The 12,870-nt window shown below is 42.2% G+C and carries 16 protein-coding genes and 3 pseudogenes; 11 read left to right on the top strand and 8 right to left on the bottom strand.

Going from position 1 to position 12,870, the window contains the following annotated elements:
* Positions 1-108: 108 nt before the first annotated feature.
* The gene (locus ACSAJE_RS03995) at positions 109-738 is read right to left on the bottom strand and encodes a helix-turn-helix domain-containing protein (RefSeq protein WP_118563748.1); all 630 of its coding nucleotides are present in this window, start codon (positions 736-738) and stop codon (positions 109-111) included.
* Positions 739-912: 174 nt separating this feature from the next.
* Here ACSAJE_RS03995 and ACSAJE_RS03990 point away from each other — a divergent pair, with 174 nt between their 5' ends.
* The 8 genes and pseudogenes from ACSAJE_RS03990 to ACSAJE_RS03955 form a co-directional block, all read left to right on the top strand.
* Complete coding sequence (locus ACSAJE_RS03990; RefSeq protein ID WP_003505382.1) at positions 913-1,143, top strand: helix-turn-helix domain-containing protein; 231 nt, start codon at positions 913-915, stop codon at positions 1,141-1,143.
* A gap of 144 nt (positions 1,144-1,287) precedes the next feature.
* A complete protein-coding gene (locus ACSAJE_RS03985) occupies positions 1,288-1,602 on the top strand; it encodes a hypothetical protein (RefSeq protein ID WP_014080633.1) in 315 nt (104 codons plus the stop codon).
* Positions 1,602-1,907: a hypothetical protein gene (locus tag ACSAJE_RS03980; protein WP_005345966.1), complete on the top strand. Its 306-nt coding sequence runs from the start codon at positions 1,602-1,604 to the stop codon at positions 1,905-1,907. The genes ACSAJE_RS03985 and ACSAJE_RS03980 overlap by 1 nt, the downstream gene beginning before the upstream one ends.
* Complete coding sequence (locus ACSAJE_RS03975; RefSeq protein ID WP_212385406.1) at positions 1,883-3,604, top strand: MobA/MobL family protein; 1,722 nt, start codon at positions 1,883-1,885, stop codon at positions 3,602-3,604. Before ACSAJE_RS03980 ends, ACSAJE_RS03975 begins: the two co-directional genes overlap by 25 nt.
* Positions 3,582-4,292: a DUF6040 family protein gene (locus ACSAJE_RS03970; protein ID WP_003505369.1), complete on the top strand. Its 711-nt coding sequence runs from the start codon at positions 3,582-3,584 to the stop codon at positions 4,290-4,292. Before ACSAJE_RS03975 ends, ACSAJE_RS03970 begins: the two co-directional genes overlap by 23 nt.
* A gap of 88 nt (positions 4,293-4,380) precedes the next feature.
* Positions 4,381-4,974, top strand: a complete 594-nt coding sequence (locus ACSAJE_RS03965; protein WP_003505367.1) for a type IV toxin-antitoxin system AbiEi family antitoxin domain-containing protein — start codon at positions 4,381-4,383, stop codon at positions 4,972-4,974.
* A complete protein-coding gene (locus ACSAJE_RS03960; RefSeq protein WP_003505363.1) occupies positions 4,975-5,838 on the top strand; it encodes a nucleotidyl transferase AbiEii/AbiGii toxin family protein in 864 nt (287 codons plus the stop codon).
* Between the two features lie 148 nt (positions 5,839-5,986).
* Positions 5,987-6,265, top strand: a pseudogene (locus ACSAJE_RS03955) (response regulator); the annotation flags it as partial.
* A gap of 10 nt (positions 6,266-6,275) precedes the next feature.
* On the opposite strand, the gene ACSAJE_RS03950 reads toward ACSAJE_RS03955, so the two are convergent.
* The 6 genes from ACSAJE_RS03950 to ACSAJE_RS03925 all read right to left on the bottom strand — a co-directional run bounded on the left by ACSAJE_RS03950 (position 6,276) and on the right by ACSAJE_RS03925 (position 10,981).
* Complete coding sequence (locus tag ACSAJE_RS03950; protein ID WP_002604471.1) at positions 6,276-7,949, bottom strand: recombinase family protein; 1,674 nt, start codon at positions 7,947-7,949, stop codon at positions 6,276-6,278.
* 77 nt (positions 7,950-8,026) lie between these two features.
* Positions 8,027-8,200 carry a transposon-encoded TnpW family protein gene (locus ACSAJE_RS03945; protein ID WP_002604472.1) on the bottom strand — a complete coding sequence of 58 codons (174 nt, stop codon included), beginning with the start codon at positions 8,198-8,200 and terminating at the stop codon, positions 8,027-8,029.
* A 458-nt stretch (positions 8,201-8,658) separates the two neighbouring features.
* A complete protein-coding gene (locus ACSAJE_RS03940) occupies positions 8,659-8,901 on the bottom strand; it encodes a helix-turn-helix domain-containing protein (protein WP_002604473.1) in 243 nt (80 codons plus the stop codon).
* The gene (locus tag ACSAJE_RS03935; protein ID WP_002604474.1) at positions 8,885-9,322 is read right to left on the bottom strand and encodes a sigma-70 family RNA polymerase sigma factor; all 438 of its coding nucleotides are present in this window, start codon (positions 9,320-9,322) and stop codon (positions 8,885-8,887) included. The genes ACSAJE_RS03940 and ACSAJE_RS03935 overlap by 17 nt, the downstream gene beginning before the upstream one ends.
* A 473-nt stretch (positions 9,323-9,795) precedes the next feature.
* Positions 9,796-10,779: a 23S rRNA (adenine(2503)-C(2))-methyltransferase RlmN gene (gene rlmN / locus ACSAJE_RS03930; protein WP_002584956.1), complete on the bottom strand. Its 984-nt coding sequence runs from the start codon at positions 10,777-10,779 to the stop codon at positions 9,796-9,798.
* Positions 10,780-10,795: 16 nt separating this feature from the next.
* Positions 10,796-10,981 carry a cysteine-rich KTR domain-containing protein gene (locus tag ACSAJE_RS03925; protein ID WP_003431289.1) on the bottom strand — a complete coding sequence of 62 codons (186 nt, stop codon included), beginning with the start codon at positions 10,979-10,981 and terminating at the stop codon, positions 10,796-10,798.
* A gap of 398 nt (positions 10,982-11,379) precedes the next feature.
* Between ACSAJE_RS03925 and ACSAJE_RS03920 the strand changes: the two genes are divergently transcribed.
* The 3 genes and pseudogenes from ACSAJE_RS03920 to ACSAJE_RS03910 form a co-directional block, all read left to right on the top strand.
* On the top strand, positions 11,380-11,736 hold the full coding sequence (locus ACSAJE_RS03920; RefSeq protein WP_002584957.1) for a helix-turn-helix transcriptional regulator: 357 nt from the start codon (positions 11,380-11,382) through the stop codon (positions 11,734-11,736).
* A gap of 201 nt (positions 11,737-11,937) precedes the next feature.
* Positions 11,938-12,267 carry a plasmid mobilization protein gene (locus ACSAJE_RS03915; protein WP_002584958.1) on the top strand — a complete coding sequence of 110 codons (330 nt, stop codon included), beginning with the start codon at positions 11,938-11,940 and terminating at the stop codon, positions 12,265-12,267.
* Positions 12,228-12,443 (top strand): annotated as a pseudogene (locus tag ACSAJE_RS03910) (relaxase/mobilization nuclease domain-containing protein); the annotation flags it as partial. The gene ACSAJE_RS03915 and the pseudogene ACSAJE_RS03910, both read left to right, overlap by 40 nt.
* Here the strand turns inward: ACSAJE_RS03910 and ACSAJE_RS03905 are convergent.
* A pseudogene (locus ACSAJE_RS03905) lies at positions 12,425-12,529 on the bottom strand (DUF6061 family protein); the annotation flags it as partial. The pseudogenes ACSAJE_RS03910 and ACSAJE_RS03905 sit on opposite strands and share 19 nt — an antisense overlap.
* Positions 12,530-12,870 lie beyond the last annotated feature (341 nt).

Here is a 12,870-nt window from a genome sequence, read left to right as displayed (position 1 = left end):
TGCGTGTAGGCATCTTATGGACAAGTCCATAAGCCAATTCGCCGCTCGTCAAATCTGTAAACAGCCTGACTCGCTCGTGCTCATTGTATCATAACTCCGGTTGTCGTTCTATACCGAATCGGAATCCTCATACAAAACTTCTGATAAAAGATTTTCAAGCCTTTGTTCTGCCATTTCCGGTTTCTTGGAATAGAGCCTTACAATATCTGCCATGTCATTAAAAGCATTAACAGTATGGGTGATCTCCCGGAGAAACATAATCTCGTTATATTCATCATTCGATTCAAACCCCATTACTTTTGCAATATCAGCTTCATTTGTGCTGCCCTTGTAATTCTTGCAGGCAAACTGGAATGATTCCAGAAACAGGTTATATTGCTTTAACATCAACAGCAGTAAATCTTTGGAAAAAGCATCTTCCTTTTTACTAAGGTCGAGAGGTAACTGTTTGAGAATATCGCCCATTGCATCACGAATCTGTAATTCTTTCTTATCCGTAATATCGGTTTCGTATTCATCGGTTTCCCCCTTGAGCCATTCAATAGATACATGAAGTGCTTCCGAAAGACCTTCCAGCACCATCTTTTTGGTATTGTCAATCGAACCATTCTCATAACGAAGGATTGTGGAAGCGGTAACTCCCATCTTCTCTGCAACATAAGGCTGTGTCAGATTTAATTCCAGACGACGCTGTTTTGCCCTGTTACCTATCAGCTTGCGTAGTTCTTTATCTTTCATGCTGATTGCCTCCTTTTTCGGTATGTATGAATTATAGCATGTACCTCACATAATTGCAATATGCAATTTAATGATTATTTTTAAAATTTCATAACGCTTGACAACGCAATATAAAACCGCTATACTAACAGCACAACAAAAATTGCATAATGCAATTTAACAGGAGGTGACAAGATGACGGAAAGAAAGATTGCATTATCCATCGAGGAAGCAGCCGACTATACAGGAATTGGCAGAAACACTTTGAGAAAGCTGGTTGAATGGAAGAAGCTTCCGGTATTAAAAGTCGGAAGAAAAGTCCTTATTAAAACTGACATTCTGGAAAAGTTCATGGAAGCCAACGAGGGGCGTGATCTGAGGGATAAAGGAAATGTAAAAGCTGTCACAAGAAATGTGGCAACTTAAAAAGGCGGCTTCCTAAGAAACCGCCAAAGGTTCTATCAGACCGAAGCCATGATATACCTACACGCAAGAGGATTATACCATGTGCTTCTCCTGATATGCAACCGGGAACTGTTGTTTATCGGAAAAAGAAAGGATGAAGACGATATGGCGAAATCAACAAAGACTTATGAAGAAAGAATACGTGCATTAGAGAAAAAGGAACAGGAAAGCATTGAAGCTACAAAAAAGCTCATTGCACAGCGGAAGGAACTGGAAAAGCGAAAGAAAGCAGAGGAAAGTAAAAAACGAACCCACAGGCTCTGTCAGATTGGTGGCGCAGTGGAATCGGTTCTTGGCTGTCCGATTGAGGAGGAAGATTTACCAAAGTTGATAGGCTTCTTAAAAAGGCAGGAAACAAACGGAAAGTTTTTCTCAAAGGCGATGCAGAAAGAGCCACTTACAGATATGGAGGAAGTGTAATGGCGGAGGGAGTGGTTTTTCCATTCCCTTCATTGCCTTTGAATGAAGGGCGCACTTATGGACAACCAGAGGTCGTCCTTATAAGTTTGCCACAAGTGGCAACCGGTCTGCGCTTACGCTTGCCGGGCTCGTTCCGTCGGCGGGGCTTTCAGCCAGACCTGCTCATGCCGCAGGGGGCACTCTTGCGCAGAGGGCGTTCCGACAGCTTCACTTCTGCCAAACCAGAAGAAGATGCTGTCGGAAATCAATGCCGGATACGGCAGAAAGGGGGAATCGTATCATGGCGATATTTCACTTTACAGTAAAGATTGTCGGGCGCAGTAAAGGAAAATCTGTCATATCCGCATCGGCATATCTTAATGGAGATGTGATGAAGAATGAGGAAACAGGCAGAATCAGTTACTATACTTCCAAAAAGGAAGTCGTCTACACCAGTCTGATGATGTGCGAAAATGCACCTCCTGAATGGCTGCATGTACCGGAAGAAAATATAAAAAGGTTTCAACAGTCTATCCGTTATAAAAGAGCGGATGATAAAGATGCCGCACTGGAAAAGTTTAAAATCACATTTCAGAAACAGCGTCTATGGAATGAGGTATTGAAGATAGAAAAAAATGCAGATGCACAGCTTGGACGCTCATTTGAATTTTCCCTGCCGAAAGAATGGAGCAGACAGGAACAGATTGATTATACAACCGAATATATTCAAAAGACTTTCGTGGATAAGGGAATGTGTGTCGACTGGAGCATACACGATAAGGGCGATGGAAACCCACATGTGCATTTACTTGTAACCATGCGACCATTCAATCTGGATCATTCATGGGGCAGCAAAGAAGTCAAGGACTGGGATTTTGCCAGAGATACTGACGGAAATATCGTGGTTGATGAATCCCACCCGGACTGGTGGCAGGATAAGAAAAATCCTGACCGGCATGGAATCCGCATTCCGGTACTTGATGAAAACGGAGTACAGAAAGTCGGGGCAAGAAACCGAAAACAATGGAAACGGGTTCTGACCGATGCTACCGGCTGGAATAATCCAAAGAATTGTGAGTTATGGCGAAGCGAATGGGCTGGGATGTGTAACCGGCATTTATCCATAGACAATCAGATTGACCACCGCTCTTATGAAAGACAGGGCAAATTAAAAATCCCTACGATTCATGAGGGTGCGGATGCAAGAAAGATTGAGGAAAAATATCTCACCGGACAGATATGGAATGGTTCATGGAAGGTAGAGGAAAACCAGATGATTAAAAAACAAAATGCACTACTGCAAAAGGTAATCACAACCTTTGGTAAGGTATCCGGTGCATTGTCAATATGGAAGGAGTGGTTGAATGACATTAGAAGAAAGCAAAGAAGTAATTCCCATGATGGAAGCAATGATTACACAGATAGAGGAACAGCAGAATATTATGGCAGAGATGCTTCAGGAAATACAGGAAAAGGACGAGAAGCTGATGTGCTTTCAGGAGCAGGAAGAACGATTGCAGCAATTAGAGAGCGAATTATCAGAACTGCTTCAAATCTTGCCGGATACAGAAGAACTGTTGATACTTCTGGAAGAAAAGACAGACCAGATACAGAAGCTTACAGACGAAAATCAGCAATGGCAGGAATTGGCACAGAAATTAAACAGCGAGAACCGGCTATTGCAGAAACAGAACAGCGAATTACTGAACTTGAACAGCAATTAGAGAAAGGAAGGTCGATTGATGAACGAATTAAGAAACTCAAAGAGCGACGATCAACTGGAAGAGTTGCTTCTGCTGACAGAGCAGATGCAGGAAGAACTCGACCAGAAAGACAGGACTATCCGGGAACTGAAAATGCAGCTCGACGAATCGCTGACCTTGAACGAGAGGTTAAACAGCGAGAACAGAGCAGGGAACATTCAAGCCTTAAAGAACGACTTGAGGAAAACAAAAGAATTGTTGCAGAGAGAGAAAGAGAAAACGCACGCTGCCGAAATCATGACAGAGGAATGTCAAGATAAGCTAAGGCAGGCAGAACAGGAACGGGACTATGCACTCTCTCATCAGAAAAAAGTAGAGATACCGGTTGAAAAGCCAGTACTCTATCAAAAGTGTGGGAACTGTAACCTGACAGCTTATCTGAAAGCCAAGGAAAAGTATGATACGCAGAGAGAAAAACTGGCAGGCAGATATAAAACAAAAACAGCCATGTATGAAGCATTGATGTTTCTGCTGATATGGTATTCCGTATCAACTACTCTTTTTCAGATGATACGGTCAAAAATATTTATTTCTGATTGCGTGGTATTCTTTGATACAATCGCCACTTTTATACAGACCATTGCAGGGTGGATTATACTGACAGGAAAGAACATGGCACAGATTAGTAATGGAATATCCAATCCTGTCGTTGCCGGAATTGTATATTGGCTGATAAGAATACTGATCTGCGGTGGATGTTTGGTGGGTGCTGGAATACTTGTAGCATTTATAGAGATAAAGATTGCAGAGTTATATAAGAAGTGCTGTTGGGATATGATTACCATAATGGTAATACTTATAAGCATGGCAACAGCTATCTACTTTGGGAAGTGGATAAAGACAACATTGCCAATCAATCTGCTATTTCTCTTATTATTCGTGCAACTGGTATATGTTGGAATCAGGTGGTATGTAAAGGGATGGCGAGAAACAAGGGGATATCATTAAAACAAAAATACCGATATTTTATTGGTACTATATGTCTTTACTTTCGTGCTAATATATATTATCATATTAGCACGAAAGGAGAAAGCATATGACTCAGTTTGAAAAATTAGATTTGTTGTTGCGTGAATGTGGAGGGACAATTCAGACATTTCAAGTTCTAAATAATGGAATTAGTAAGTCTGTGTTTTATGCATATGTGAAGGAACGAGGATTAGAACAAGCTGCTCATGGTGTGTATGTATCGCCGGATACGTGGACAGATGCAATGTACCTTTTGCATTTACGTTGTGGTCAAGCTGTATTTTCTCATGAAACTGCATTGTTTTTTCATGATTTAACGGACAGAGAGCCTTTGAAATACACCATAACAGTAAGAACTGGATATAATCCAAGTCGTTTGCAGGAAGACGGTTTTCAAGTGTACACAGTAAAAAAGGATTTACATGAAATAGGAATCATAGCTATGCAGACATCATTCGGACATTCCGTTCCCGTTTATGACATGGAGAGAACAATTTGTGATCTGCTTCGTAGCAGAAAAAATGTTGAAATGCAGGTCTTTCAAGACGCATTGAAACAATATGCAAAACGTAAGGATAAAAACTTACGGATGCTTATGAAATACGCAGCTATGTTTCATGTTGAAAACATACTTAGACCATATTTGGAGGTGTTACTTTAGATGATAACAACGGCAAGACAATTAAAGGATTTAATTCGTAATATGTCAAAGAAAAAATCCGCAGATGCACAGATTTTGATGCGGAATTATATGATGGAACGTTTTTTAGAACGAATTTCTTTATCAGAGTATAAAAACCAGTTTATATTAAAAGGTGGAATGCTTGTGGCGGCAATGGTTGGTCTGGATGCCAGAGCTACTATGGATCTGGATGCTACCATAAAAGGCACTAATGTTAGTGTGGAGGATGTAGAAATGATTATATCCCAAATTATATCAATTCCACTGGACGATGGTGTTTCATTTCGGGTCAAACGGATATCGGAAATCATGGAAGAAGCAGATTATCCTGGTGTTCGTGTAAGCATGGAAACGAAATTTGATGGTGTAATCACACCATTAAAGATTGATATTTCTACAGGGGATGTAATTACACCAAGAGAAATCAAGTACAAATTTAATCTTATGCTTGAAGACCGCACTATTGAGGTATGGGCATATAATCTGGAAACGGTATTGGCTGAAAAATTGGAAACTGTTGTTAGTCGAAACGTTACAAATACACGAATGAGAGATTTTTATGATATTTATATTTTACAAAAGTTGTATGGAGAACAACTCCAAAAACAAGTTTTATGGACTGCACTTGTGGCTACAGCCAAAAAAAGGGGAACATTAGACCTGATAGAAGCTGAGGATATAAGAGAAATATTTGATGAAATTGAATCAAGTCCGGTTATGGAGACCTTATGGAAAACATATCAAAAAAATTATTCTTATGCTGCTGATATTTCATGGCATGCAATTGTGAAGTCAATCTGTGCATTATATGGAAGTATATTGGAGAATATGTATGACACATAAAAAACTGATATGTAAATTACGTTAGCATTTTGAGTTGCCTAAATTCGAAAGTTAGGAAAATCTTAATAATTTCTCAGGCAATCCATTGTGAATTTAGATGTTGTATTTGCTATACTTAATTGGAAATATGAGCAAAGGAGTTGAAAATATGTCTGAAAAGATATTGATTATAGATGACGAGCAAGATATAGCGGATCTGTTGGAGGTCTACTTGAAAAACGAAAATTACGTCGTTTATAAATTTTACTGCGCAACGGATGCCATGTCGTGTATTGAAAGCGGCGACATTGATCTTGCCATTCTGGATATTATGCTCCCGGATATGAACGGCTTTTCACTTTGCCAGCTTATCCGAAAGAAATACACTTATCCAATCATAATGCTAACGGCTAAAATTGAGGAAACGGATAAAATAACGGGGCTGACATTTGCTGGGGTTAGATAGCGATACTTTTTACATCTACCATGTTGCGGCGGTCATGGTTGACAACTTGCGTCGGCTCCTGCTCGGTATCAACCTGTCCGACAAAGCTATAATGGATTTCGATTTTCCGGGTGTTGGTTTCCCGGTCTAATTCATGTATCAAAATACGGTCGATAAACTCATGGACGTTTTCATAGGTCAATTCCTGTATGTCGCTGTATTTCCCGACAATCTGAATAAACCTTGATATATCCCTTTTTCGCTCGGTAACGGTTGCGATCTGCTGTTGTAACTCGTCTATCCTTGCGGCAAGGGATTTCTTTTCGTCCTCATAGCCGGAAGTTAGAAACACAAACCGTTCATCTGTCAGTCTGCCTAATGCGTTGTCCTCATACAGCTTGCGGAAAAGCGTGTCAAGTTCGGTCATACGCGCCTGTGCTTTGAAAAGTTCCTTTTGCTGCTGCGCTAATGCCTTTCTCGCTTCCATGTCGCCGTACTCGGTAGCTTTACAGATAAAGTCCTGTTCGTGTTCCTTAACATACCGCAAAACCCGCCGCATATCTTCCAGCACTAAATCAAGAAGTACGTTTTTGCGGATATAATGAGAGGTACACTCGCTGCCTGTCCTTGCCCTGTTGCGCCATGCGCCGCAAGAATAGGAAAACTTGCGCGGCTCGATATTTACGCCCTGTTGGTAATACATCTTATGTCTGCAACCAGCGCAAAACAGCAAGCCGGAAAAAATATCAATCTCCGCTGCTTTTGTCGGGCGGTGGCGGGTAGCAATCCGCTTTTGCGCAAGTTCAAAGGTTTCCTCGTCAACAAGCGGCTCATGGGTGTTTGGGAAGAAATAGCGTTGTTCTTCTTCGTTCTTCCGGGTCTTTTTCGACTTGTAGGATACCTTGTGAGTTTTCGCGGTTATGGTATGCCCTAAATATTCCTGCCTTGCTAATATGTCATAGAGCGTTTTGTCCGGCCAAGTATAGGGGGCGATCATTGCCCGCTGATACCGCGCCTGTCCTGTACGCTGATAGCGCAACGCTCCAATCGTCAAGACTTTGTTTTCCGCAAGCCATTTTTGGATTTCGCACATACGCACGCCGCTAACAAACATAGCGAAAACCTGTTTGACAATCGGCGCGGTTTCCGGGTCGGGTATAAGGTGGTGGCGGTTGTTCGGGTCTGGGATATAGCCGTATGGATATTCCCCGTTGACGCGCTCGCCTTTTTGCGCCTGTGCCTGTTTAACTGCGCGGATTTTCTTGCTTGTGTCGCGGGCGTAAAACTCGTTAAACCAGTTCCGCAAGGGGGTAAACTCGTTATCCTCCCGCGCTGTGTCAACTCCGTCGTTGATCGCGATATAGCGTACTCCGTTTTCGGGAAATACAATCTCTATGAGTTCGCCCGTTTTCAGATAGTTTCTGCCAAGACGGGAAAGGTCTTTGGTAATGACCGTCGCCACTCGTCCGGCTTCCACTTCCTGCAACATCGCTTGCAGCCCCTCGCGCTCAAAACTCACGCCGGAAAATCCGTCGTCCACAAAAAACTTTGTGTTCAAAAAATGGTGTTCGTCCGCATAGCGTTGAAGTATCATTTTTTGGTGCTGTATGCTTCCGCTTTCTCCGGCTTGCATATCCTCTTGACTTAAACGGCAGTAAAGGGCGGTGATTTTATTCGACTGTAACATTAGTCCTCCTTTCCGACAGCCGAATAAACAGGTATAATGTGTTGCTATCATTATACCATATCCCGCCGCCTAATGCACTACTCGGACGCTAAAAATCCCGGATTTCCGGGCTTTTTCTGCAAATCCTTTACAATGAGTTTCTCAATCTTTTTATGGATTGTATCGGTTGCCTTTTCACTCGGCAACGCTTGAACAAGATAGGTGATTTTCCCTATTTTGCGTTCGGTTGTAATTGTCTGTTTTTTATCCATTAGAAAAACCTCCTTTTCCTGTATGGATAAACTATATTCGTCAAAAGGCAAAAACGGGCGGTTGTTAGCTGCAACCTCACGGGAGTTTCACCCCGGCCCATGCTTATGGGTGCGCCGCGCAATACTTTGAGGGTGTTCAACGCGGGAGTATCATTGTGCCGCCTTGTATGTCGTCGCCCACAAGCTGCTAAACCTGTTTTACGGCGCGGTAGTTCTCGCTCGGCTTTTCCCCTATGGGGAAAAGCTGTCATGGCGTACCCGCCGACTGGCTCGGTACAGACGGAATGTACCCGTTTGCCTGTTATGCTGCGCACCAAAGGCCGCTTTCTTTGTCAAAGAACAATAGGCTTTGTCGGCCTGCAAAAGCACATCAACAGCGGATATGCTTTTGCGGAACGACAAATAGCCCATAACGGGAAGCGTGGAAAGGGGACACGCTCCCCGCATGGGCTAAAAGATTATCCTACATGAAAAGCAAGGGTGCGGGTAATAAGGCGCACTTGCAGCCTGTTACGCATTTCCTCGTCCACATAGGAATAGGTATTGCCCGCGTCGTCTTTCAGCGTGCGGGTACAAAGTTTCGCTATGTAACCCTCGTAGTGCTTCAAGATCGCGCACATGGCGGTTGTGTCGCCGTTTGCCGCTGCGGAAATGACAGGGAACGGCAACAGATTTTCAGACTTCCTAACGGTATTCATCATCTGCTTTTCCCTCCAAATACTGTTTGATTTTCGCAAGCGCGGATTTCCTGTGCCGGAAAACCGTCGTGCGTACAACATTCAGCAGTTCGCCAATTTCCGCGTCGCTCATATCCAAGAAGTAGGACAAAAGGATAATGTCGCGTTTCCTTTCGGGCAAAGCGTTAAGGGCTTCGGCAAGCAGTTCATTTTTGACGAGTACATCAAAGCCGGACACTTGAAAACGGAAATAATCGCTTTCGTATTCGTCCGTTGTGAAAAGCTGCGCGAGTTCGCTTTCGCTCAAATCCGAAAAAGTAACTTCGCGTGCTGCGCGTTTCGCAAGAGTGCGGCGGTGGCTTTTCGCTTCGCCGACCAAAGTTTTCTTTGCTAATGCGTCGTACTGATGTTGTATTCTTTCCTTGTCGGAAGAAGATAGCTCCATAGAGTTCACCTCCTTCCCGCGTGGAGTAGAGGACGGGAGTTAAGGGCTTGTCCTCTCTGCCCCTTTCGCTCCGTACCCGTTCGGGAGATGGCTCTTGAGTGCGCTTTTCAGAAAAAAGTTGAAAAAAGCAAAATGCGCCCGTCCGCAAGACGCGGACGGGCGCAAAGGAAATGTAAGCAGTAGCTAAATGTATTGACAGTTCACATTCATAGCCGGAATATCCCGCTTGCGGAGCATAGCTTTTTTTGACCGCAAAGCATTAGGCGGGTTACAGTAAATAAAAATGGACACGGCGATACCTCCCCGATACCGCCGTATCCTTAAAAAAGGGCGACTTTAATACACTACCCGCAATCCATTCTATAATAGGGAACAGCGGCTTTTGCGCAATATTAAATAAAAAAGCCGATAACACATAGGTTTTTTGACCTAATGCGTTATCGGCTCTGCGTCTATGCGTCTGGCACTTTTAATCATTTTTTTTTGAATTTATTATATGTGTTAGCTAACTGTCCACAAGCCGCGTTAATCTCTCTGCCATGAGAAACTCTCATAGTAACTTCAAGTCCTGCTTGCTCTAATTGATGTTTGAATGCAACTATTTCCCGTTTCTGTGGTGCTTTAATTCTTGAATTGCTTGTTGGGTTGTATTGTAACACGTTAATCATAACTTTTTTGCCCCGAAACCATTTTGCAAGTTGTCTTACATCTGAGGGCCGGTCATTTATACCCGGTAAAAGCAAATACGCAAAGACAATTTTGCGATTATGCCTTTCAGAATAGGATAAGGCTTGCTTAACAACATCTTCAATAGCATATATGCGCATGTGAGGAATAATACGATTTCTTGCAGATTGTGTTGCTGCGTGTAAAGATATTGTCAACTGAATTTTAAGATGTTCCTCGCGCAATTTTTTTAATTGATCGACCGGACCAACTGTTGATATGGTAATGCCGTCGGTTGGAAAGTTGAGCCCATATCTATCTCGGAGAATATGGATTGCTTTTATCAAGTTGTCATAATTGAATAAAGGCTCTCCCATACCCATAAAAACGATACGGTTTACTTTTCGACGCAACAATATAATCTGTTGTACGATTTCTGACGATGTTAGATTACGAACAAAGCCATTTCGCCCGGACTCACAAAAAATACAACCAACAGGACAACCGACTTGTGTGCTCACGCAAACAGTTCCACCATCTCGCCGCTTGATAAAAACCGTTTCAATGTATTTGTTGTCTTTCAGTTCGTAAACATACTTTTCAGTATCACTGCTTTTGCAAATATTTTTTACCAACATTGATAGATTTTTTTTGCGTGGTAATTGCTTATATAATTCTTCATATAAGGCTTTTGCTTCATTCTCGCCAATAACTTCCGACATTTCTTTGTAAGTAAATCCGTATGGATCATTCCGTACTTCCGCAGGCGTATATTTAGGTAAACGTTTCATTTTTATATCCTTTCTTCTAAATAATAAAAGTTTGTTTTTCTGTATTTTTGATTACAATCTCTAATTTTTCTACATCAATGATATGCGTCAATTTGCATTTAGGGCAGAAAAGAGGAAAATCTTTTAATACAGTATTATGAAATACTTGAACTCTCGTCTTTCCGTTACAAATCGGACATTTTATCCAATATTTTTTAAGCATTATATTTCACTCGTCCTTTTTACACAAAAAAATGCAGGTCAATCCTCAACATGAGCATTGACCTGCATTTATAATGCACAGAGCAGTACAACAAAACTAAGGCATAGCTTGCACTATGTCTATACTATATCTATACGTCGTTAGTTTTTTGTATAGCATCCGCAAAATAAGCATGACAAAAAAGCCCATGTTGAAAATGGGAAAATCCTTTTTTTCAATGCTTATCTAATACGCATGCTATGCAACATAAACGCCGCCTCCTTTTACATAAATTTTATTTTATCAGAAAATCAGTCTACTGTCAATACACAACAGGAAGTATTTAACCTAATGATATGAATTGTGTGGACATATCCAAAAAGAAAGGTGAACTGTAAAATGTAACAGGGTGAATGAAAATGGCAAAAAGACCCGTACCATTGTACGACTTTAAGGCTTTCGGGGCAGCTATAAAAGCCGCGAGAAATGAATACGGCGAGAGCCGCAAAAAGGTAAGCGACGAGTTATATATTTCCCCGCGCTACCTTGCGAATATCGAGAACAAGGGACAACAGCCGAGTTTACAGGTATTCTATGACCTTGTAACCCGGTATCATATTTCGGTAGATCAATTTTTCTTCCCGAACAGCAATGCGGAGAAATCCACCGGGCGGCGGCAGCTTGACGCGCTGCTGGACGGTATGAGCGATAAAGGCATACGGATTGTAACCGCAACAGCAAGGGAGATAACGGAAGTCGAAAAAGCAGAGGATTAACCTCACAATATGAGAAATCGGGAGATTGCAGCGCATGGCGGCTGCAATCTTTTTTTGCGTCCAAAATCAAAGGAACGCGCAACAAATACCGCCTTTCGGTGGGGGTATGGAGTAGATAGCAAGCACAGCAAACGAGTACCCGTTTGCGGAAAATGCTTGTTGGGATAATCCCAAACCCTTATACCGAAAGGCGGTGCGGAAATGGAAAACCGAAAGAGAAATATACAGATGAAGTTTTACGTTACGGAAGAAGAAAAGCGGCTGATCGACGAGAAGATGAAGCAGCTTCCCATAAAGCAGTATGGGGCATACTTCCGTAAAATGGCGATAGACGGGTATATTCTTGTCGTTGACCGAAGCGACACAAAAGCATATATCCGGGAACTGCAAGCGGTGAGCCGGAACATCAACCAAATTGCAAAACGCGCCAATGCGACGGGGACGGTTTACAGGCAGGATATAGAGGACATTAAAAAGGCGGTGGACGAGATATGGCGGTTACAAAGACGCACCCTATTAAATCAACCTTAAAGGCTGCGATAGACTATATCTTAAATCCCGAAAAGACAGACGGGAAGCTGCTTGCGTCCTCTTTCGGCTGCGGGCTGGAAACCGCCGATATTGAGTTTGCATGGACGCGGGAAGCTGCCGGAGATCGCGGCACACATTTAGGGCGGCACTTGATACAATCCTTTGCGGTGGGAGAACAGTCAATGCGGAGCATATAGCCAACAGAGGTGTAAACATCAATACTGTTGCGCTTGGGATTGTATTCTGCAAATATTGTTCTCATCGTATTAAATCTCCTTATCGTTAAATCAATCATTTGTTGCAAAAATCAGAAGCATTTCAATCAGTTCACAATGTCACTTTTATTTTGTGTTATACTGTTTTATATAATTTTCTTGCCCTTGTTTTTGCCCTTATCAGAGTTCGTAAACACTGGTGGGACGATATAACGCAAGGGAAACAATAAGGGAAAGCTCACCTGCGATAAACTTTGTGTTTTCAAGGGATTGAGAGATATTTGATAATAAAATATAACAGTTATTAAATCCCTTGGAATATATGAAATCTCAATTCAAGTTTGCAGAACTAATAGAGAAGTAACATATAAAACAATAAATATGGTCA

Source organism: Jutongia sp. SJQ-6 (genome assembly GCF_054161275.1).
This window is presented reverse-complemented; position numbering and strand designations above follow the sequence as displayed.